The organism is Marivita sp. (genome assembly GCF_022763305.1).
In the GTDB taxonomy this organism is placed as follows: Bacteria; Pseudomonadota; Alphaproteobacteria; order Rhodobacterales; family Rhodobacteraceae; genus Marivita.
On the sequence record NZ_JALEGT010000031.1, the window covers coordinates 1 to 21,528 of the forward strand.

A 21,528-nucleotide genomic window follows, 5' to 3' on the forward strand; every position below is an offset into this window, starting at 1 on the left:
CCAGTCCAGACGCTGCGCCTGCTCCGCCCAGAACCCCTCGGGATCCGACACCGACCGCGCATACATCTCCTCATACCGCCCTGCATCAACATGGGCGCGGGCCACGGTTTCGGATGATGGCGGGTAGACCGCCGTGCCCTCGGTGGTGGTGGTTTGATCTTTCATGGCTTGGTCTCCCCTCACGTCGCCCGATCCCCTTCGAGCGTTCCAGACTGCGATCACGGATGCGTTATCGCGGCTTGTCCGGATCATACGTGAGAGTGAAAACAATGAAATAAGTAAATGAAAAACAGTAAGTTAGGTGTAAATAATTTTCAAGAAGAAAGGAAAATACGTAAACAAATTTACCCGACGCTACGTAAACTCCTCTAAATCAAGGCAAGTTCCCGCGATGCGGATTTTCACCGTTTGCGGTAACCGTGACATGCTGAAGCAGCATGATTTATGACTGTGCAGGTGTGACATATTGATCCGGTATGCCGCTGTATGCCGAATTTCATGTGCCGAAATTTTCATCATCCGCTCCAAAGCGCCCCGATTTCAGGCGCTGAGTCGGACTCGGGCACAAATCGGGGACTTGGTGCCAGACGCGCCCCTGTCATAGACTTCACCCATCATCGAAGGAGCGCAGACCCATGCCCGACACATCCCCCCTTGAACGCCGGATCGCCGTCGGGCGCGGCGATGCGCCAGCCGATCTTGTCCTGCGCGGGGCCAGGATGCTCGACCTTGTGACAGGGGAGCTGCTCGACGGCGACATCGCTATCTGCGACGGCATGATCGCAGGCACCTGCGGCACCTATGACGGGGCCGAGATCCGCGACATGACGGGTCTGATCCTTGTGCCCGGGTTCATCGACACCCATCTGCACATCGAAAGCTCGCTCGTCACACCGTATGAATTCGACCGCTGTGTCGCCCCGCATGGCGTGACCACCGCAATTTGCGACCCGCACGAGATCGCCAATGTGATCGGTGCCGACGGCATCAGCTATTTCCAGGAGACCAGCCGCCACACGCTGATGGACATCCGCGTGCAACTGTCCTCCTGCGTGCCGTCCACGCATATGGAAACCGCCGGGGCCGAATTGTTCGCCGCCGATCTCGCGCCGCTCATGGGCCATCCATCGGGCATCGGTCTGGCGGAATTCATGAATTATCCCGGTGTGATCCACCGCGATCCTCAGGTGATGGACAAGCTTCATCTGTTTGAGGGTGGCCATATCGACGGCCATTGCCCGCAACTCCGCGGCATGGACCTTAATGCATATATCGCTGCGGGGATCTCCACGGAGCATGAGGCCACGACGGCGGAGGAGGCCCGGGAGAAGCTGCAGAAAGGGATGCGCGTGCTGATCCGCGAAGGGTCGGTGTCGAAAGACCTGCACGCGCTGCAGCCGCTGCTGACCGAACGCACGGCACCGTATATGTGCCTGTGTACGGATGACCGGAACCCGCTGGATATTGCGGAAGAGGGGCATCTTGATTACATTATCCGCACCTTGATCGCCTTGGGCACGCCACCTCTGGCGGCTTACCGCGCCGCGTCTCTGTCGGGGGCCGAGGCGTTCGGGCTCAAGGATCGCGGGTTGATCGCGCCGGGCAAACGGGCGGACATCGTGGCTGTTCGGTCGCTCGAGGCCTGCGATGTGCAGACCGTGTTCTGCGCCGGGGTGGAGGCCACGGTCGAGAATTTTACCAAACGGTCAAAAATCGACCCCGTGGGCACCGGATCGGTCCACGCGCCGCACCTGACCCCTGAGGATTTCCGCGCCAAGGCGAACCGGGCCGAGACCGATGTGATCGGCATCGTCGAAGGCAAGATCATCACCGAACATCTGCATGAGACCATTGTGGTCGAAGACGGCGACAAACACCCCGACCCGGCGCGCGACTTGATCCGTATCGCGGTAGTGGAACGGCATGGCAAGAACGGCAACATCGCCACGGGGTTTGTGCGCGGCTTTGGCTTGCAGCGGGGGGCGATTGCCTCGACCGTTTGCCACGACCACCACAATATCGCCTGTGTCGGGGTGGATTACGCCGACATGGCATTGGCCGCGAACCGGCTGTCCGAAATCGAAGGCGGGTTCGTGGTTGCATCCGGGGGCGAGGTGCTGGCCGAGCTGGCTTTGCCGGTGGCCGGGTTGATGAGCCTAGAGCCATTCGAAGAGGTGCATGACCGCCTGGTCGATCTGCGTGCGGCGGCCAAGAGCCTTGGCGTGACGCTCAACGAGCCGTTCCTGCAACTGGCGTTTCTCGCGCTGCCGGTCATTCCGGCGCTCAAGATCACCGACCGGGGGATGGTCGATGTGACGAAGTTCGAGATCATTCCCTAACGGACTGCGGCGGCGAGTAACTCGGTCAGCAGCGGGTTCGGATAGCGGCGATCCAGCCTGACCGCGTAGAAGAGTTCGTGCAGGTCGAGCATGGCCGCCTGCACCAATTCCCCGCGCGCCAGTTCGTCCTTCACCACGATGGGCGGCACCACGGCCAACCCGGTGCCGCGCAGAGCGAGAAGGCGGATCATCGCCATGTCGTCGACTTCGGCGGCGATTGTCGGTTTGGCGCGGACGCGGGCCAGCAGCGTGTCGAAGGCGTTGCGGATCTGCGTGTCGCGGGTGGGCAGGATCAGGGGGTGCTCGGCCACCAGGTCTTCGAACGGGCGATTGCCGCGCACCCGGTCGGGGGTGCCGAAAAGACCCACGGTCTGATCCGCGAGTTTCTGCGTCAGGTACGGGCTGATCGCGTCGCGGGCAGGGGGCGTGTTGGTCAGCACCACATCGAGGTTCAGCGCGTCCAGAGCGGCGTACAGCTCGGCCGCGCTGCCGGAGCGGAGGATCACCTCGACATCGGGGCGGCCAAGGACCGGCTCCAGAAAGGTGATCTGGAAGTTGCGCGACAGGGTCGACAAGGCACCAACCCTCAAGGCGCGGGCCGGGCGGGCGGTTTCGCGCAGCGTGTCGAGCAGCTCTTCCCCGGCGGAAAAGATCGTATCGGCATGGTCGAGCGCGATGCGCCCGGCCTCGGTCAGGTGCAGGGCGCGGCCCCGACGTTCGAAAAGCGTCTGGCCGAGACGGTCCTCCAACTGCTTGATTTGCGACGATAAAGCCGATTGCGACAGGTTCAGCCGCTCAGCCGTGCGGGTGAGATTGCCGTCATGAGCCACGGCCCAGAAATAGCGCAGGTGGTGGTAATTGAGATCCGACATTCGTTCTGTTTAAGTGAACGATTGATCCTAAACAATGTATTTTTCTTCACCAAAGCGGCAGGCTACGTCCCCGGTCAAGATCACGCCCTCAAAAGGAGACCGTATCATGATCACCGCCTTGCCGCTTCTTGCGCCCTTGTTCTTCGCCCTTATCGGCCTGGTCTACATGCGCAGCGACATGCCGCGCGGGTCGGCCCAGTTGCGCCTGGGCGAATATGCGGGTCTGGCTGCGATGGTGGTGTCGCTTGCCGCGCTGGGTCTTCTGATCGCCAACGGATCGGCCACCAGCCCGCTGATCGGCGCGGCCGAGATGGGCTTTGCCGCCCGGATCGACGCGGTAAGCGTGACCATGCTGATGCTGGTGAGCTTCATCGGCTGGGTCGTGATGCGGTTCGCGGTGACCTACACCGACGGAGAAAAAAACCAGACGCGATTCCTGGGCTGGCTGAGCCTTGGCCTCGCGTCGGTGCTTCTTTTGGTGACGGCGGGCAACCTGATCCAGTTGATCATCGGCTGGGGCGCGGTGGGACTTTGCGTCAACCGGCTGCTGCTGACTTATCCCGAACGGGCGGCGGCACAGCGGGCGGCGCGGAAGAAGGCGCTGTGTTCGGCGGCCTCAGACGCGGGTCTTATCGCGGGGGCTTTCGCTTTGGCGGCGGCCTATGGAACGGCGGACATCCACACCATCATCGAGGCCGCACGGGCGGGCGAGGGCGGTGGTGCTGCGATCCTGGCCGCAGGTCTGCTGGCGATTTCGGCGCTGTTCAAGTCGGCCCAAGTGCCGACCCATGGCTGGCTGACCGAGGTGATGGAAGCACCGACGCCGGTCTCGGCGCTGCTGCACGCGGGCGTGGTGAACGCGGGGGGCTTTCTGCTCATCCGGTTTGCGGATGTGATGCTGCTGGCCCCCGGCGTGCTGTCGGTTCTGGTGATCCTTGGTGGGTTTTCGGCCTTGTTCGGTGGTCTGGTCATGCTGACCCAGCCTTCGGTCAAAACCTCGCTTGCGTGGTCGACCGTGGCGCAGATGGGCTTCATGATCCTGCAATGCGGTCTGGCGCTGTTCCATCTGGCGCTGCTGCACATCGTGGCGCATTCGCTCTACAAGGCGCATGCCTTCCTTGCCTCGGGGGGGGCGGTGGCGCAGGTGGCGTCGATCCGGCGGCCCGGTCCGGTGGCGATCCCGAATGGCCGCGCGGTGCTCAAGGCCTTTGCCATCGCACTGGCGATCTACGGCACGCTGGGCCTGCTTTTGGGCATCGACGGCAAGTCGGCACAGGCGATTGCGCTGGGGGCGGTGCTGGTGATGGGTGTGGCGTACCTTCTGGCCCAAGGCCTTGCGGATCACGCGCCCGAACTGCTGACCCGGCGCATGGCGGCCTATTCGGTGGCGACTACGGTGAGCTACTTCGCGCTGCAATCCATGGCGATCTGGCTGACCACCGGCGCGCTGCCGGCAACCCCGGCCCCCGGCCCGCTGCAATGGGCGCTAATGGTGCTGACCATCCTCAGCTTTGGCACCGTGGCCTGGGCGCAGGCGACCTTCCCGAACTGGGCCAGCCATCCGGCGGCACAGGGCCTTCGGGTGCATCTTTCGAACGGATTTTACCTCAACGCGGTGTTTGACCGGCTGACTGGCGGCTGGGCCGCTCGGTCACGGTAACGGACAGGACAGGAGATCAAGACATGCTGACAATGGTTGAACGGTTCTCGGGTCCGGCCCTTGAGATCATGGCAGGTGCCAAGACCGCCGCCGCCCATATCCCGCCGCTCTGGTCGCTTGAGGCGACGGTCGCCGTGAACCCTTATGTGGGGCAGGCGGGTGAGCCCTTGCAGGTGGCCGCCGCGCGGCTGGCGCGGGTGGCCGGTGTGCGGACGGTGCCGGAGCGGGCACATTTCAAGGCAAAGTTCGCGGCAGGTCAGTTGAACGTGGCCGACCTTGAGGCGGGTCTGGCCGAAGTGCCGGAGCTGGCGGCGACGGTCGACGACCTGATCGCGGCGATGGACAAGACCGTGCCGCTGCCTGAAGCGCTGCCGACGCTGGCCGATCTGGCCGAAGAGGTGTCAGACATCAACTGGCCCGATTTTGTCGCTGAACGGATCGGTCACTGGGCGGGTGGGCATTATGACACCGGTCAGGCACTTTGGCCTGCGCCCAAGACACGGGCGTGGCTGTCCTGGCGGTCTTTCGCGCAGCGCGACCTGACGCCCGAGATTTTCGGCCTGACCGGGTTTGCATCGCGGGTGGCGTCGATGTCGATGTCGGCACGGGGCGCGCTGACCAAATGCGCCGAGGACATGGGGATCACGGCGGATGCCTGCGAAAGCTATTTCCACACGCTGCTGATGCGGCTTGGCGGCTGGGCGCAACTCGCGTCTGGCGAGGCGTTCCGCGCGAACCTGAAGGGTGAGGGCAACAACGACATCACCGATCTTCTGACCGCCAAGCTGGTCTTCGAGGCGGCGCTGCTGGCGCGTTACAAGGACAAGATCGGCAGCGCGTGGGAACGGCTGTTGCAAGAGCATGCCCAGCCCATCGTGCCGAGTGAGGACGACCTGATCGACGCAGCCCTTCAGGCAGCAGCGGATCACGCGGCGGCGCGGGCGCTGGACGCCACTTTGGCGCAGCCCGTGGAGACCAAGGAGACCGTGCCGAATGTGCAGGCGGCATTCTGCATCGACGTACGGTCCGAAGTGTTCCGGCGGGCGCTGGAAGCCTCGGGCGACGGGATCGAAACCATTGGTTTTGCGGGCTTCTTCGGCATCGCGGCGGCGCATCACGGGTTTGCGTCTGACGTGCTGGAGACACGGGGGCCGGTGCTGATCAATCCCGGTGCGACCTCGGCTGCGACCGATCCGCAGGACAGCGACGTTCTGACCCGCGTGGCGAAACGGGTGACGCGGGCCTGGGGCCGGTTCCGGCTGGCGGCAGTGTCCAGCTTTGCCTTCGTCGAGGCGACCGGGCCGTTGTACCTTGGCAAGCTGGTGCGGGATTCGCTGGCGCAGAAGCATCCGAGCCTGGGCAATGATCCGGCACCGGCGCTGTCTGGGAACCTGACCCTTGAGGACCGGATCGGCATGGCGGCGACCATCCTGTCGGCGATGTCGATGAAATCGGGCTTTGCCAAGGTGATCCTGCTGGCGGGTCACGGCGCGGGTGTGGTCAACAATCCCCATGCGAGCGCTCTGCAATGCGGGGCCTGCGGCGGCCACGCGGGCGATGTGAACGCCCGGCTGGTGGCGCTGCTGCTCAATGATGCAGAGGTGCGGGCCGGGTTGGTCGAGAAGGGCATCGTGGTGCCTGCCGAGACCGTGTTCCTTGCCGGTCTACATGACACGGTGACCGACGAGGTGCGGCTCTACGAAGATGATCTGCCCGCAGGTCATACGCAGGGTGCGACGATCGCATCGCTGAAGCAGGCGCTGAAACTGGCGGCCAAGGTGACACGGGGCGAACGGGCAGCGCGTCTGCCGCGGGCGGCGGATCAGATGGCGGTCATGGCGCGGGCCAAGGACTGGTCGGAAACGCGGCCCGAATGGGGGCTTGCGGGCTGTTCGGCTTTCATCGCGGCTCCCCGGTCGCGGACAGCGGGGCGGAGCCTTGACGGGCGGTCCTTTCTGCACAGCTATGACTGGCGGCAGGACAAGGGGTTCGGTGTTCTGGAACTGATCCTGACCGCGCCAGTGGTCGTGGCAAGCTGGATCAGCCTTCAGTACTACGGATCGTCCGTGGCACCGGATGCGTTCGGGGCGGGCAACAAGCTGCTGCACAACGTGACCGGCGGGATCGGTGTGGTCGAAGGCAATGGCGGTGTGCTGCGCGGTGGTCTGCCGTGGCAGTCGGTGCACGATGGCCAGACTTTCATGCATGATCCCCTGCGGTTGTCGGTCGCAGTTGAAGCGCCTTGTGAAGCGATCAGCGAGATCCTCAAGCGGCACGCCGGGGTTGCTGCGCTGTTCGACAACGGCTGGCTAAAGCTGTACGCGATGGACGACGAGGGGCGGTTGGGCTGGCGCTATACCGGCGGCGGAGAGTGGGTGTCGCTGCGGGGCGATACCGCTGCAGCGCAGATCGCGGCGGAGTGAGCTTTGAAGTGAGGTCTCGCCCGGCGGCACGCCGGGCAGCCCCCGACCGCCCCCACGGGCGGGGGCTTCACCCCCACCCGCGGTCGGGGATGCCCTTCTCTAAAAGCTCAACCCTCGCTGATTTCAACCTCAACCCCTAAACCGCGCAGCACATCCCAGTAATTTGGGAAGGTCTTGGACACGCAGTAAGGGTCTTCGATCCGCACGCCTTTGACCTTCATAGCGGCGAGGGCAAAGCACATGGCGATGCGGTGGTCGGCGTGGCTGTCGATGAGCCCGTCGCTGACATGATCTGCCAGCGCGGGATCGGCATGTATGATCAGGTCGTTCCCTTCGACCGAAGCCAAACCTGCGCGCACCTGCAACAGGCCTTTGTGAACCGCATCAATGCGGTCGCATTCCTTGACCCGCAGGTTCTCGATTCCGGTAAAGCGCACGGGCGTTTCGTTGAACGCGGCCAGCACGGCCAGCGTCGGGATGGCGTCCTGCATCTGTGAGCCGTTGATCGTCGCGGGCATCTGCGGGAAGGCGGCGATCATGTCATAGGCCTTGGCGTCGGGCTGATTCATGTCGCCCGGGGCGGTGCCGATGTCGATGCTGCCGTTTGTGAGTTTCTCCGCAGCCCAAAGGTAGGTCGCGGCACTTGCGTCGGGTTCGACGTGGTAATCGGCGGCAGTGTAGCCTCCGGGTGCGACGTTGATCTGGTTTTCGGACGGGAATTCGACCGTCGCGCCGAATGCACGCATGACGGCAGCGGTGATGTGCAGATAGCCGACCGCGCCGATCTTGCCGCCGCCGATGGTGATGCGGGTTTCAGCGTCGCCCATCGCGGCGAGCATCATGATGGCCGAGATATACTGGCTTGAGAGTTTGCCGCTGACCTCGATCTCGCCGCTCTGGAACCTGCCGGTGCCCTTGACCGTGACGGGCGGGCATCCGGTTTCGGAAGTCGCATCGACGCCCATTGCGCGGAGTGTGTCGAGCAGGGGTGCGATGGGGCGTTTCTGCATGTGCTCGTCGCCGGTGACGACGGTGGTCCCGTTCACCAGTGCGACAGCGGCGGTCAGAAAGCGGGTCGCGGTGCCGGCATTGCCAAGGAAAAGAGGTTCGGTCGCTGGGTGCAGGGTGCCGGAACCTGTGACCTCGACCGTGGTGTCGTCGATTTCGGTGATCCCGACGCCCATCTGGCGCAGGGCGGTCATCATGTAGTGGGTGTCGTCGCTGCGCAGGATACCGGTCAGGCGGCTGGTGCCGCGCGCCAGTGCCGCCACCAGAAGCGCACGGTTGGTCACGGATTTGGATCCGGGCAGGGTCACGCGACCCACCAGCGGCTGTGTGACAGGGGTGATGCTGGCGATGGGCAGGGACATGGCAGGTCTCCGGTCGGAACGTCAGATGCGGGTTTACGGGTTTTGACGCGGGTCGCAATGCGAAATCCGTTTGCCAGCAGGGATGGGCAAACGAGTCATTGACGGCATAATTAATTCCATTATTCACGAAATATGGAAATAAGAATCGCCTCACAACTGTCGACCCTCGGGCATCCGCAACGGCTGGCCATCTTTCGCATGCTCATGCGGCGGATGCCCGACCGGGTGCCTGCCGGGGAAATCGCAGACGCGCTGTACATCAAGCCGTCCACTTTGTCGGCTTACCTGTCGGCCCTTTTGGACGCCGGATTGCTGAGCCAGACGCGTGTCGGGACATCGCTTCGTTACACAGTGAACGTACCGAATGTGCAGGGCATGCTGGATTTCCTGCTGCTCGAGTGTTGTCGGGGGCGACCGGATATGTGCAGCCCGCTCGCGGCCGGTTTTGGACAAGGAATGACGGATATGTCTCTGGAAAAGTTCAATGTTCTTTTCATCTGCACCGGCAATTCCGCGCGGTCGATCTTTGCCGAGACGATCCTGCGCGACATGGCCGGGGATCGGTTCGAGGTGTTTTCAGCCGGAACCAAACCCTATTCCGAACTGAACCCGATGGCGGTCGATGTGCTGCGCCAGAAAGGGCATGACGTGTCCAGCCTGCGCGCCAAGAATGTGCAGGAATTCATGGGCGGTGACGCGCCGAAGTTCGATTTCGTCTTCACCGTCTGCGATCAGGCCGCGAACGAGGACTGCCCGGCATGGGCGGGCCAGCCGATCAGTGCGCATTGGGGCATGGTCGATCCGGTCAAGGCGACCGGGTCTGACGCCGAACGCAGCCTGGCGTTTCAGGCGGCCTATGGCGCGCTGCGCAACCGGATCAGCGCCTTTACCGCGCTGCCGATGACCACGCTGGACCGGATTTCTCTGCAGAAAGCGGTCGATGACATTGGACAGATGACCGAAGAGGACACCTCCGCATGACCACCTACGCGCTGAACGGGCTTGGCCGCATTGGCAAGCTTGCCCTGAAACCCCTGTTGGAGCGGGGGGCGAAGATCGCGTGGATCAATGACGCGGTGGGCGATCCGGCGATGCATGCGCATCTGTTCGAGTTCGACACGGTGCATGGACGCTGGAACGCGGAGTTCGCGCATGACGCGGACAGCATCACCATCGACGAGGAGCGCCTGCCGTTTGTCGGGACAAAAGACCTGTCCGCGCTGCCGATGGAGGGTGTCGATGTGGTGATCGACTGCACCGGCGTTTTCAAATCAGAGGCGAAGATCGCACCTTACTTTCAAATGGGGGCGAAGAAAGTCGTGGTTTCCGCCCCGGTCAAGGACGGGCCGACGGCAAACATCGTCTATGGTGTGAACGACGACATCTATGATGCCGAAATGCACCACATCGTGACGGCGGCGAGTTGTACAACCAACTGCTTGGCTCCGGTTGTGAAGGTGTTGCATGAGAGCATCGGAATAACCCACGGATCAATCACGACAATCCATGATGTGACGAACACGCAAACCATCGTGGATCGCCCCGCCAAAGATCTGCGCCGCGCGCGGTCGGCATTGAATTCGCTGATCCCGACAACCACGGGAAGTGCGACGGCGATCACGCTGATCTATCCCGAACTCAAGGGGCGATTGAACGGCCACGCGGTGCGGGTGCCGCTGCTGAACGCGTCGCTGACCGATTGCGTGTTCGAGATGGATCGCGCGACCACGGTCGAGGAGGTCAACGCGCTGTTCAAGACGGCGGCCGAAGGTCCGCTTATGGGCATTCTGGGCTACGAGGAACGCCCGCTGGTGTCGACCGACTACACCAATGACACGCGGTCGAGCATCGTTGATGCGCTCTCCACGATGGTGGTGAATGGCACGCAGGTGAAGGTCTATGCGTGGTATGACAACGAGATGGGCTATGCGCATCGGTTGGTGGATGTGGCGCTGATGGTGGGCGGTCGGTTGTGAGCAAACCTGAGGGTCTTTCCGCCTATATCGCCGTGACGGCGGCCTATTGGGCCTTCATGCTGACCGATGGCGCGTTGCGGATGCTGGTGCTGCTGCACTTTCACACGCTCGGGTTTTCGCCGATCCAACTGGCGTATCTGTTCGTGCTCTACGAGATCGCAGGCATGGTCACGAACCTGAGCGCCGGGTGGATCGCGGCACGGTTCGGTTTGACCTCGACGCTTTACGCCGGGCTGGGGGTGCAGGTGATGGCGCTGGTGGCCTTGGCCCAACTGGATCCAACATGGAGCATCGCGGCCTCGGTCGCCTTTGTCATGTGCGTGCAGGGTGCGTCGGGGGTGGCCAAAGACCTGGCCAAGATGTCCTCGAAATCGGCGGTGAAGTTGCTGGCCCCCAAAGAAGACGGCGGGCTGTTCCGTTGGGTGGCGGTGCTGACCGGATCGAAGAACGCGGTGAAAGGGGTCGGGTTCCTGCTGGGCGCGGCTTTGCTGGCGACGCTCGGCTTTGTCGCGGCGGTCTATGCGATGGCGGCGGTGTTGGCGGTGATCCTGCTGGCGATCGTCGTCTTCATGCCGTCGGGCCTGCCGAAAGGCCGCAAGGGGGCCAAGTTTTCCGAAGTGTTTTCAAAATCCGCCAATGTGAACTGGCTCTCGGCGGCGCGGGTGTTCCTGTTCGGGGCGCGGGACGTGTGGTTCGTGGTGGGCATCCCGATCTATTTCTACGCGGTGCTGTCGGACGGGACCGAGGCGGGCAACCGGGCGACGTTCTTTCTGATCGGCACGTTCATGGCGGTGTGGATTATCCTTTACGGGATCGTTCAGGCCAACACGCCGAAACTGCTGCGTGCGGCAGAGCGGGGCGAGGCGGCGCTGATCGCGGATGCGCGGACATGGGCGCTGTTGCTGCTGACGGTGCCGGTGGTCTTGACCGTGGCGGCGATGTTGTCGCCCGAGCCGCAGATGTGGCTGACGGTGGCGCTGATGGTCGGGCTTTTGGCCTTCGGAGCGCTGTTTGCGATCAACTCGGCGCTGCATTCCTACCTGATCCTGGCCTTTACCCAAAGCGAACGGGTCACGATGGATGTGGGTTTCTACTACATGGCCAATGCGGGTGGGCGGCTTTTGGGGACAGTGCTGTCCGGGCTGAGCTATCAGGTGGGCGGTTTGGCGCTGATGCTGGGCACGGCGTCTGCGATGGTTGCGCTATCGGCACTGGCGTCGGGGCGGTTGCGCAGCGACGGGGCGGCGCAGACGGTGTGAGGCGCGACCCTCGACACCGGGGGCAAAGACAGGCACATCTTTGGGCAGACCTGACGAGGAGGAGCGCCCATGACCCCGTTTGCCTTTGCCACTGCTGGAATGATCCGGTTCGGACGGGGAGAGGCGGTGCGGGCCGTTCCCGCTTTGGCCGCCTTGGGGAGGCGCGTGCTGCTGGTCACAGGGGCAACACCGGCCCGGGCGGATTGGCTCAAGGACGCGCTTGACGCGGATGGCGTTGCAGTGACGGTGTATTCCGTCGGCAAGGAGCCAGATGTTGCATTGATCGAGGCCGGTGTCGCGATGGCGCAGGCGGCGCAGGTCGATGCGGTGATTTCGGTGGGCGGTGGCGCGGTGGTCGATGCGGGCAAGGCGATTGCGGCGCTGACGCCGGCCACGCGACCGATGCTCGACCATCTCGAAGTGGTCGGCAAGGGCTTGCCGCTCGAGGCCATGCCCTTGCCCTTTGCGGCTTTGCCGACAACCGCCGGCACCGGGGCCGAGGTGACGAAGAATGCTGTGATTGCGGTGCCCGATGCGCAGCGCAAGGTGAGTTTGCGCGACCCGCGCATGTTGCCGGTGCTGGCTGTTGTCGATCCGGCGCTGACGGATCATTGCCCGCGCGGCGTGACCCTTGCCTCGGGGCTGGATGCGGTCACGCAGGTGATCGAGCCCTATCTGTCGTCAAAAGCCAATCCGCTGACCGATGCGATCTGTCGTGATGCGATCCCCAAGGGATTGGTGGCGATCCGGCAGATCATGGCGGCTGAAGACCCTGCAGCACGGGATGCGTTGGCCTGGGTCAGCCTTTGCGGGGGGCTGGCGCTGGCCAATTCCGGTCTGGGCGTGGTGCATGGGTTGGCCGGTCCTTTGGGTGGGCTGTCCAACGCGGCGCATGGGGCGATCTGTGGCGCGCTCTTGCCGCACGGGATGCGGACCAATGCGGCGGCCGGGGAGGACCCGGTCCTGCAATCGCGGATTGCCGAGGTGCAGGGGTGGATTGCGCAGGCCTTCGGGGGGGCTCCGGATGCAGCATTCGACGTCTTGCACGACTGGTCACGGTCGGCGGGTTTGCCGGGACTGGATGCGCTGGGCATCAGCGATGCAGCGCGGGCGCAGGCGGCGCGCGATGCGGTGAGCTCGTCCTCGATGAAGGCGAATCCCGTGGCCCTGAACGAGGTGCAGCTGTCCGAACTGATGGAGCGGGCACGATGACCGATCACACCACCACCCATGACGCGGAAGAGGACGCGCGCAACCGCGACATCCTTATCTACATCAACGGAGAGCTTTACCCGCGCGAGGAGGCGAAGGTGTCGGTCTATGATTCCGGCTTCCTGCTGGGCGACGGCATGTGGGAGGGCATGCGCCTTTATGACGGCCATTGGGCGTTCTTCGATGAACACATGGACCGGTTTTTCGACAGTTGCTATGCGGTTGGCCTTGATGTCGGCATGGACCGCGCGGGGATTGCCGAGGCGTTGCGAATGACTGCTGACGCGAATGGCATGACGACGGATGTGCACTGCCGGCTGATGCTGACCCGGGGCACGAAGGTGAAGCCCTTTCAGCATCCGAGCCTGTCGCGGTCTGGGCCAACGCTGGTGATCATCATGGAGCATTCCAAGCCCGCACAGTCCCTGCAGGCGCAGGGCATCCGGTTGGCGTCGGTCCCGCAGGTGCGGGGGCTGCCGCACAGCCAGGACGCCAAGTTCAACAGCCATTCGAAACTGAACTGCGTGATCGCCTGCCTTCAGGCCGAGGCGGCCGGGGCGGACGAGGCGTTGATGCTGGACCCGCATGGCTTCGTGAACACGACCAATGCCTGCAACTTCTTCATCATTCGCAAAGGCGAGGTTTGGACCTCGACCGGGGATTACTGCATGAACGGGGTGACGCGTCAGAAGGTGATCGACCTCTGCCGGGAAAACGGGATCCCGGTCTACGAAAAGAACTATTCGCTGTACGAGGCCTATTCCGCCGATGAGGCGTTCCTCACCGGGACGTTCGGCGCACAGACGCCTGTCGCGTCGATTGACGGCAAGCTGATCGGGTCCGGAGACCGGCCGCTTACCCACGGACTCCGGACGCTCTACCGGGACGCGATTGCCAAGGACATTGCCGCGCAGGCGGCGCGTCAGACAAGCGCGTAAAGCTCGACCTGAACGCTGGACTGGTTGCGCGCGCCAATGCCGACAAAGAGCGTGCGGTTGACCCAGGCATAGCGGTCGTCGCCGGTTTCCAGCCGCGCATGGGTGCGCATGTAATACGAAGTCGGGTCCACCGGCTCACCACGGGCGACAGCCTCGAGCACCTCTTTCGGGCCATGACGATAGCCATAATTGACGATCTCGATGGTCGCACCGTCGTCGGTTTCCATGGCGTAGCGCGTGTCGAGCTCTGCCAGACCGTCGGAGAAGATGGTCTGCCAATCCGCGCCCACATTCAGAATCCGCCCATTGAGGCGCGGGCCCGTGACCGTGCCGCCCACAATCGGGATGATCCGCCGTGCCCCGGCGCGGCCTGTGCCCATCTCGCGGATGGGATCGAGCGCGACATGAAGCGTGCAGACATGGTCAAGCTTTGGCTGGGGCAGCTGCATGTGGGTCCTTTGCGGTACAGACTGTTTACTAGATTAACAATATGGGATAAATTGTTTTTGAACAACAGGAGATGACGCATGGCATCGCTGCGCAAGACCAACCGCCAGACCGAGGGTGACGCGCTTGTCGAGACCCCGGATCTGGAAGAGTTCATCGGGTACAATCTGAAGCGCGCCTACGTGATCGTGCAGACGGATTTCCGGCGGGCGTTGGGCGAGGACGGCTTTGCGCCGCGCGTGTTTTCGGCGCTGTCTCTGGTCGTGCAATATCCCAACGTGACCCAGAGCGGCTTGGCACGGATGCTGGGGATCGAACGCTCGGGGCTGGTGGCCATCGTCGACGAACTGGAAGGGCGCGGGCTTCTCAAGCGGACCCATGTGCCGGGCGATCGGCGGGTGCAGGCGCTGGTGCCGACGGACAAGGGGCGCAAAGCGTATCTCGAGGCGCGGGCTGCGGTGCGGGCGCATGAGGACAGGCTTCTGTCGAACCTGTCGGATGCGGAAAAGGCAACGCTTCTGGCTTTGCTCGGCAAGATCAGGTCGAACGAGGAATAATCATGCAGGATTGGGCTGGATATGGTGCCATCGTCACGGGCGGTGCGTCGGGTCTTGGCGCGGCGACTGCTGCGCGGCTGGCTGCGGATGGGCTGAAGATCACGATATTTGACCGCAATGCGGATCTTGCGGCCGAACACGCCAAGGCCATCGGCGGTGCCTTTGCCCCTGTCGATGTCAGCGACCCCGCGTCGGTGGCGAGCGGGATCGACATCGCCTGCGCTGCGCATGGGACGCCTCGGGTCCTGATCAATTGTGCCGGGATCGGTGGCGCGGCAAAGACGGTGTCGCGCGGTGTGGCCCATGATCCGGGTCTTTTCGAACGCACCATTCGGGTCAATCTGATGGGCAGCTTCAACTGCGCCAGCCAGATCGCGGCGCGCATGGTGGCTGCCGACCCGGTCGGGGCGGATGGCGCGCGAGGGGTGATCGTGAATACGGCGTCCGTTGCGGCGTTTGATGGTCAGGTCGGCCAATTGGCCTATGCGGCGTCGAAAGGCGGGATCGTGTCGATGACGCTTCCGATGGCCCGGGACCTTGCCGACAAGGGCGTGCGCGTTTGCGCGGTGGCGCCCGGATTGTTCCTGACGCCGCTGCTGCACGAATTGCCCGAAGAGGTGCAGGTGTCTTTGGGTGAGCAGGTGCCGTTCCCGTCGCGTCTTGGCGATCCGGCAGAATTCGGGGCACTGGTGTCGCACATCACGCAGAACCCGATGCTGAATGGCGAGGTGATCCGTCTGGACGGCGCGATCCGGATGGCGCCCCGCTAGGATCAGGCTTCATCAGTCGGGTGGCCGACGGGTTTCAGGCTGTCGAAAGGCTTGCCGGTGGTGGCCTCGTATTCCGCCTCGTCCCAGAACCCGATCAGGATGCCGACTTCGGCTGCGATCTTCTGGCCTTCCAGCACCTGCGGTGTGGCGGTTATTCGGGTGTGATGCCGCGTCGCCCAGTCCAGAAGGGCTGCCTCCATCCGGGCGCGGACCTGCTGATGCTCGGGGAGGTCTGACGCGCCGAGGTCGGTCAGCTCCTGCGGGTCGGATTGAAGGTCGAAGAGGATCGGTCGGAACGTCTCGCAGCGGATGTACTTCCAACGCCCGTCAAAGATCATCTTGGTGTGCGCGTGTTCCTGCGGCACGCCAAGCGCCTGCGCCATTTCGGACCAATGGTAGTCATGTTCGCTGATCGCATAGCGGCGGGAAAAGCCGTCTGTGCCATGCAGGATCGGCGTGAGGTCGCGGCCTTCGAGAACGTGGGGTTTCGGCGTGCCGCCGACAGCCGCGAGGAAGGTCGGCGTGAGGTCGATCATCTCGACCAGCGCGTCTGAGACAAGCCCGCGTGTCGCATCGGCCTCGGGCCGGGGATCGTGGATGATGAGCGGCACCTTGACCGCGACATCGTGGTAGAAATCCTTGTCGCCCATCCAGTGGTCGCCCATGTAATCGCCGTGATCCGAGGTGAAGGCGATGATCGTGGTCTTGCTGAGGCCCGTGTCGTCCATCCATTTGAACAGGCGGCCCAGATTGTCGTCGAGCTGCTTGATCAGGCCCATATAGGCGGGGATCACGTGTTCGCGCACATGGTCGCGCGAAAAGCTGCGGCAGACGCGGGCGTTCAGGTAGGCCTGCATCAGCGGATGGTCGGTGGTGCGTTCCGCGTCAGAGCGGATCGGGTCGAGGATGTGGCGCGCGTCATACATGTCGTGATAGGGCGCAGGCACGATGTAGGGCCAGTGCGGTTTGATATAGCTGAGGTGGCAGACCCACGGGCGGTCGTCATTTTGCGCGGCCTGCATGAAGTCCATCGCGCGGTTGGTCATGTAGGCGGTCTCGGAGTGTTCCTCGGGGACGTTGGCCGCAAGGCGCGAGTTTTTCAGGAGCCAGGCCGAAAGCAGTTCGCCATCGGGATCGACACCGGAATTGGCGAAGTCCTCCCAAGGGTTGTCCGATGAATAGCCGTGCGCGACGAGGTAATCGTCATAGGCTGACCAGGTCTGCCGCGCGCTGTCGGGGTGCAGTCCATCGTCGCGTTCGAAGATGTCGAACCCGCATTCCGCGCGGCGTACGCCGATTTCGCTGTTGGGGTCGATGCCCAGCCACGCCATGCCTTCGGCGTCGGCCTTCATATGCGTCTTGCCGACGAGAACCGCGCGCGACCCCACTTCGCGCAGGTGATCGCCCAAAGTGGGTTCGCCCACGCGCAGGGGCATTCCGTTCCACGTCGATCCATGGCTGCGCACGTAGCGCCCGGTATAGGCCGACATGCGCGACGGGCCGCAGACCGGCGATTGCACGTAGGCGTTGGTGAACCGCACCCCGCGCTGGGCGAGGGCGTCGATATGGGGGGTGTGCAGATGCGGGTGGCCGTAGCAGCTCAGGTAATCGAAGCGCAGTTGGTCAGCCATGATCCAGAGGACGTTGGGACGGTCTGACATGCCGGGCTCGCTTGCTTGGGGTTCGGGAACCTAGATGTGCCGCAGGCGGGTGGCACTGTCCAGCATCGGGGGATGTCTTGCGCCGTTGGATGGCGCAAGACGACTTACAGCGCGTCGATTACCCAGACCAGCCAGAGCGTGATCGGCGGGAAGGCGGCGAGGATCACCACGCGTACCATGTCGGTCAGGACGAAGGGCAGGGCACCCTTGTAGGTCTGGCCGATGGGGGTGTCCTTGGCCATCGAGTTTATGATGAAGAGGTTCATCCCCACAGGTGGAGTGATCAGCCCGACCTCGACCACGATCAGCACGAGGATGCCGAACCAGAGGCCGAAATCATTGGCGCTCATCCCGAAATCCAGCACGGACATGATCGGGAAGATGATCGGCACGGTCAGAAGGACCATGGACAGGCTGTCCATCACACACCCGAAGATCAGGTACATGATGAGAACGAGCGTCAGCACGAACCACGGCGAGAAGCCCTGATCGCCGACCCAGGCCGAGGCGGTCTGCGGCAGTTGGGTGAGCGACAGGAAGTTGTTGTAGATGCCCGCACCGAGGATGATGAGAAAGATCATTGCCGAGGACGCGGCGGTCGACAGGATCGCCTGATTGAGCTTGCCCCAGGTCATCTGGCCCGAGGCCAGCGCCACAAGGCCGGTCCCGGCTGCACCCACGGCAGCGGCCTCGGTCGGGGTGAAGATGCCCGCATAGATGCCGCCCACGACGGCGACGAAGATCAGGATGACCGGCCAGACCTGACCCAGCGCCTTCATCCGTTCGCCCCACGGCACGCGGTCTTTGACGGCGGCGCTGTTGGGGGACATGCGGACCCAGACGGAGATGGCGATCATGTAGCCGATGGCGGCGAGGATACCGGGGATCAGGGCGGCGACGAACAGCTTCTCGATATTCTGTTCGGCGAGGATCGCGTAGATCACGAGGATCACCGAGGGCGGGATCAGGATGCCCAGCGTGCCGCCCGCCGCCAACGCGCCGGTGGCGAGAGACCCCGGGTAGCCGTAGCGGCGAAGTTCGGGCAGGGCGACCTGTCCCATCGTGGCGGCGGTCGCCAGCGATGATCCGCAGATCGCGCCAAACCCCGCACAGGCCCCGACGGCGGACATGGCGACACCGCCTTTGCGATGGCCCAGAAAGCTTTCGGCGGCGCGGAAAAGGGCTGCGGACATGCCGGACAGGGTCGCGAACTGGCCCATCAGCAGAAAGAGCGGGATGATCGAGAAAGAATAGTTGGAAAACGTGCCGTAGGTGAGCGTTTTCAACTGGTTCAGGGTCATCATGGACGACCCGATCACCAGATAGGTGCCGCCGACACCGATGCCGATCATCGCCAGTGCAATGGGCGCGCGCAGAAAGACCAGCGCGAGCAGGATCGGGAACGACCATAATGCGAGTTCGATATTGCTCATGATGGCGGGGTCCTAGTCCGATAGTCCGGCGATGCGTCGTCCGGCCCGCAGTACGCAGAACGCGGAGACAAGAATGAACCCGACCGCACCGACGAGGCTTGCGGCATAGCCTTGCCAGACCGGGATCTGCGCAATCAGCGTGGTTTCTCCGAAAGACAGCTTGTCTTGCATGCCGAGGTAGAGCCGCCACGTGCCGACGCTGGCGGCGACCAACATGCCGACGTTGAACGCCAGATCGAGCAGCTGGTCCATGGTCCGTGGCATGACGGATTGGAACAGGTCGACCCGGGCATGGGCCTCGGTGAATTGTGCCCACGGCAGGAACGCGAAAATCGCGGCGGCCATGCCGATCTCGGTCATGTCATAGATCCCGCGGATCGGACCGACGCCGATATCCAGTGGCACAAGTGCGCGCCCGAGGATCGACACGCAGGTGAGCGCGATCAGGCACAGCAGAACTGCACCGCCCGCCAGCGCCAGTCCGCGCGCAATGAGTTCGACGATAAGTTGGAGCCGCCTGTACATGTCGCCCTCTCCCTGAAGCGCGACGGGTCAACCGGATCGGCCCGCCGCAATCTTCTGCTCGAAATCGTCAGCCGCCGTGCTTGGCGATCAGGGATTTGGCCTGTTCGATCAGGGCTGCACCGTCGATGCCCTGCGCGTCCATGTCGGCCACCCAGCGTTCGATCACTGGCTGTGCGGCTTCTTTCCAGCGCGCGACCTCGGCTTCGTCGAGCGTGACAATGGTATTGCCCGCATCGACGGCGATCTGACGGGCCGGCGCATCCATGTCCCACATCACCTGGCTGGCGAAGGCCGAAAGCTTCTCGCCCGATTCCGCGTCGAGGATGGCGCGCAGATCATCCGGCAGCGCTTCGTACTTGGCCTTGTTCATCACGAGGACGATGGCAGCGGTATAGAGCGACTCGTCCCCCGAGAATTCGGTGTGGTTGCTCACCAGTTCCGACAGACGGATCGCGGTCGTCACTTCCCATGGGATCACGGTGGCTTTCACGACACCCTTGGACAGCGCTTCGGGAATGCCCGGCAGCGGCAGGCCGACAGGCTCTGCGCCCAGCTCGGAGAGAAGGTCATTGATGATGCGGGTCGGACCGCGCAGCGTCAGACCGTCCATGTCTTCGAGGCTGGTCACACCATCGGTGGAATGGATCAGGCCGGGGCCATGCACCCACGCGCCCAGAACCTTCACGTCCTTGTATTCGTTGTTCTGGAAATCGGTCTCGACCATTTCCCAGTAGGCCTTCGCGGTGGCGACCGGATCCGTCATCATGAAGGGCAGTTCGAACACTTCCGTGCGGGGGAAGCGGCCGGGCGTGTAGCCGACCACCGTCATGGACAGATCGACCACACCGTCGCGCGCCTGATCCATCAGCTCGGGCGGACGACCGCCGAGCGACATGGCGTCGAAATGTTCGATCTTGATGCGGCCACCCGAGGCTTCCTCGACCTGTGCGGCCCAGGGCTTGAGGATCATGGCCGGAACCGGCGCGGGTGGCGGCAGGAACTGATGCAGGCGCAGCGTCACTTCCTGCGCATAGGCTGCGCTGGACACGGCGATGGCGGCTGCGGCACCCAACAGGGCACTTTTCACGAAGTTTCTTCTTTTCATTGTAAATCCTCCCAGATTTGTCGTGTGTCACGGGGTCAGCGCATACTCACGCCGACGCATTAGATCCGTTCCTGTAGGAAACGGAATGTCTTGGCTGGTCACGCAATGGTAAAAAACGTGCATTCCGGACCTTCCTTTTTGGACAAGTGCCGGCGCGATCCTTTGTCGGCCGGTCATTTTCTGAACTTCGGCTCCCTTTTCTCGAGAAAGGCCCTCAGCCCCTCTTTCGCTCCATCCGAGGTCTGGCTCATAGCGGCGGCGAGGCTTTCGGCGAAGAGCCCATCGGCGCGGGACATGTCACCGATCCGCGCCAGCGCGTTGATCATGAGGTAATTCGAGAAAGGCGCGTTGTCCGCGATCTGGCGCGCAAGCTTGCGGGCCAACGGCAGGCCTTCGCCTTCGCCGACGCTGTAATGCGCCAGCCCCAGCGACAGCGCTTCCTCCGCGCCGTAATTGCGCCCGGTCAACATCATTTCGCGCATGCGGTCGGGGCCGAGGATGCGGCCGATGCGGACGGTGGCCCCGCCGCCGACAAAAATGCCCCGGCGTCCTTCGGGGAGCTGGAAGCGTGCCGATGGTTCCGCAATCCGGACATGGGTGGATGCGGCGATTTCGAGCCCGCCGCCGATCACGGCGCCGGTCAGGACAGAAATCACCGGCAGGCCGCCGAATTCCATCATTTCGGACACCCTGTGCCAGTTGCGCGAATGATAGACCCCTTCGACGGGGGCGCGGTGTTCATGCTCGGCAAGATCGAGGCCGGAGCAGAAATGTCCGCCTTCTCCGCGCAGGATCACGGCATTGACGCCTTCGGGCGGGGACGAGAAGAACCGATCAAGCGCGTCGATCAGGGCATCGTTCATGGCATTGCGCTTTTCCGGGCGGTCGAAGATCAGCGTGGCGATGTCGCCGTCGATTTCCACACGTGTGATCGCCTCCGAGCGCTGTGTGCCATCGTGCATGTCATCCTCCCGGTCTGTC

At 63.4% G+C, this 21,528-nt stretch carries 19 protein-coding genes; 10 read left to right on the top strand and 9 right to left on the bottom strand.

Annotated features, from left to right (window positions below):
- Positions 1 to 165 (bottom strand): acetyl-coenzyme A synthetase N-terminal domain-containing protein (locus MRY75_RS05025; protein WP_292306123.1); only part of this gene is annotated, 165 nt, incomplete at its 3' end.
- 470 nt (positions 166 to 635) lie between these two features.
- Between MRY75_RS05025 and ade the strand changes: the two genes are divergently transcribed.
- On the top strand, positions 636 to 2,339 hold the full coding sequence (gene ade, locus MRY75_RS05030; RefSeq protein ID WP_292306049.1) for an adenine deaminase: 1,704 nt from the start codon (positions 636 to 638) through the stop codon (positions 2,337 to 2,339).
- On the opposite strand, the gene MRY75_RS05035 is transcribed toward ade, so the two are convergent.
- A complete protein-coding gene (locus MRY75_RS05035) occupies positions 2,336 to 3,211 on the bottom strand; it encodes a LysR family transcriptional regulator (RefSeq protein WP_292306050.1) in 876 nt (291 codons plus the stop codon). The genes ade and MRY75_RS05035 overlap by 4 nt on opposite strands.
- A gap of 106 nt (positions 3,212 to 3,317) precedes the next feature.
- Between MRY75_RS05035 and MRY75_RS05040 the strand changes: the two genes are divergently transcribed.
- Entirely contained in the window at positions 3,318 to 4,871 is a 1,554-nt protein-coding gene (locus MRY75_RS05040; protein ID WP_292306051.1) for a proton-conducting transporter membrane subunit, read from the top strand.
- A gap of 32 nt (positions 4,872 to 4,903) precedes the next feature.
- Complete coding sequence (locus tag MRY75_RS05045; RefSeq protein WP_292306124.1) at positions 4,904 to 7,294, top strand: YbcC family protein; 2,391 nt, start codon at positions 4,904 to 4,906, stop codon at positions 7,292 to 7,294.
- Between the two features lie 107 nt (positions 7,295 to 7,401).
- Here the strand turns inward: MRY75_RS05045 and aroA are convergent, their stop codons facing one another.
- Positions 7,402 to 8,664, bottom strand: coding sequence for a 3-phosphoshikimate 1-carboxyvinyltransferase (gene aroA, locus MRY75_RS05050; protein ID WP_292306052.1), 1,263 nt, complete (start codon positions 8,662 to 8,664; stop codon positions 7,402 to 7,404).
- 132 nt (positions 8,665 to 8,796) lie between these two features.
- On the opposite strand from aroA, the gene MRY75_RS05055 reads away from it, so the two are divergent.
- From MRY75_RS05055 to MRY75_RS05075, 5 genes are all read left to right on the top strand, one after another.
- Entirely contained in the window at positions 8,797 to 9,645 is an 849-nt protein-coding gene (locus MRY75_RS05055) for a helix-turn-helix domain-containing protein (protein ID WP_292306053.1), read from the top strand.
- On the top strand, positions 9,642 to 10,640 hold the full coding sequence (locus MRY75_RS05060) for an ArsJ-associated glyceraldehyde-3-phosphate dehydrogenase (protein ID WP_292306054.1): 999 nt from the start codon (positions 9,642 to 9,644) through the stop codon (positions 10,638 to 10,640). Before MRY75_RS05055 ends, MRY75_RS05060 begins: the two co-directional genes overlap by 4 nt.
- Complete coding sequence (gene arsJ / locus MRY75_RS05065; protein ID WP_292306055.1) at positions 10,637 to 11,899, top strand: organoarsenical effux MFS transporter ArsJ; 1,263 nt, start codon at positions 10,637 to 10,639, stop codon at positions 11,897 to 11,899. Before MRY75_RS05060 ends, arsJ begins: the two co-directional genes overlap by 4 nt.
- Before the next feature lie 69 nt (positions 11,900 to 11,968).
- Complete coding sequence (locus MRY75_RS05070) at positions 11,969 to 13,111, top strand: iron-containing alcohol dehydrogenase (protein ID WP_292306056.1); 1,143 nt, start codon at positions 11,969 to 11,971, stop codon at positions 13,109 to 13,111.
- Complete coding sequence (locus MRY75_RS05075) at positions 13,108 to 14,049, top strand: aminotransferase class IV (protein ID WP_292306057.1); 942 nt, start codon at positions 13,108 to 13,110, stop codon at positions 14,047 to 14,049. Before MRY75_RS05070 ends, MRY75_RS05075 begins: the two co-directional genes overlap by 4 nt.
- Here the strand turns inward: MRY75_RS05075 and MRY75_RS05080 are convergent.
- Entirely contained in the window at positions 14,034 to 14,498 is a 465-nt protein-coding gene (locus MRY75_RS05080) for a DUF3237 domain-containing protein (RefSeq protein WP_292306058.1), read from the bottom strand. The genes MRY75_RS05075 and MRY75_RS05080 overlap by 16 nt on opposite strands.
- Before the next feature lie 78 nt (positions 14,499 to 14,576).
- On the opposite strand from MRY75_RS05080, the gene MRY75_RS05085 reads away from it, so the two are divergent.
- Positions 14,577 to 15,053, top strand: a complete 477-nt coding sequence (locus MRY75_RS05085; RefSeq protein WP_292306059.1) for a MarR family transcriptional regulator — start codon at positions 14,577 to 14,579, stop codon at positions 15,051 to 15,053.
- A gap of 2 nt (positions 15,054 to 15,055) precedes the next feature.
- On the top strand, positions 15,056 to 15,823 hold the full coding sequence (locus MRY75_RS05090; RefSeq protein WP_292306060.1) for an SDR family NAD(P)-dependent oxidoreductase: 768 nt from the start codon (positions 15,056 to 15,058) through the stop codon (positions 15,821 to 15,823).
- 2 nt (positions 15,824 to 15,825) lie between these two features.
- Here MRY75_RS05090 and MRY75_RS05095 read toward each other — a convergent pair whose 3' ends face one another.
- From MRY75_RS05095 to MRY75_RS05115, 5 genes are all read right to left on the bottom strand, one after another.
- Positions 15,826 to 17,484 carry a sulfatase-like hydrolase/transferase gene (locus MRY75_RS05095; protein ID WP_292306061.1) on the bottom strand — a complete coding sequence of 553 codons (1,659 nt, stop codon included), beginning with the start codon at positions 17,482 to 17,484 and terminating at the stop codon, positions 15,826 to 15,828.
- Positions 17,485 to 17,588: 104 nt separating this feature from the next.
- Positions 17,589 to 18,917: a TRAP transporter large permease gene (locus MRY75_RS05100; RefSeq protein ID WP_292306062.1), complete on the bottom strand. Its 1,329-nt coding sequence runs from the start codon at positions 18,915 to 18,917 to the stop codon at positions 17,589 to 17,591.
- 12 nt (positions 18,918 to 18,929) lie between these two features.
- Entirely contained in the window at positions 18,930 to 19,442 is a 513-nt protein-coding gene (locus tag MRY75_RS05105) for a TRAP transporter small permease subunit (protein WP_292306063.1), read from the bottom strand.
- A 67-nt stretch (positions 19,443 to 19,509) separates the two neighbouring features.
- Entirely contained in the window at positions 19,510 to 20,547 is a 1,038-nt protein-coding gene (locus MRY75_RS05110; protein ID WP_292306064.1) for a TRAP transporter substrate-binding protein, read from the bottom strand.
- A gap of 173 nt (positions 20,548 to 20,720) precedes the next feature.
- A complete protein-coding gene (locus tag MRY75_RS05115; protein WP_292306065.1) occupies positions 20,721 to 21,509 on the bottom strand; it encodes a crotonase/enoyl-CoA hydratase family protein in 789 nt (262 codons plus the stop codon).
- Positions 21,510 to 21,528 lie beyond the last annotated feature (19 nt).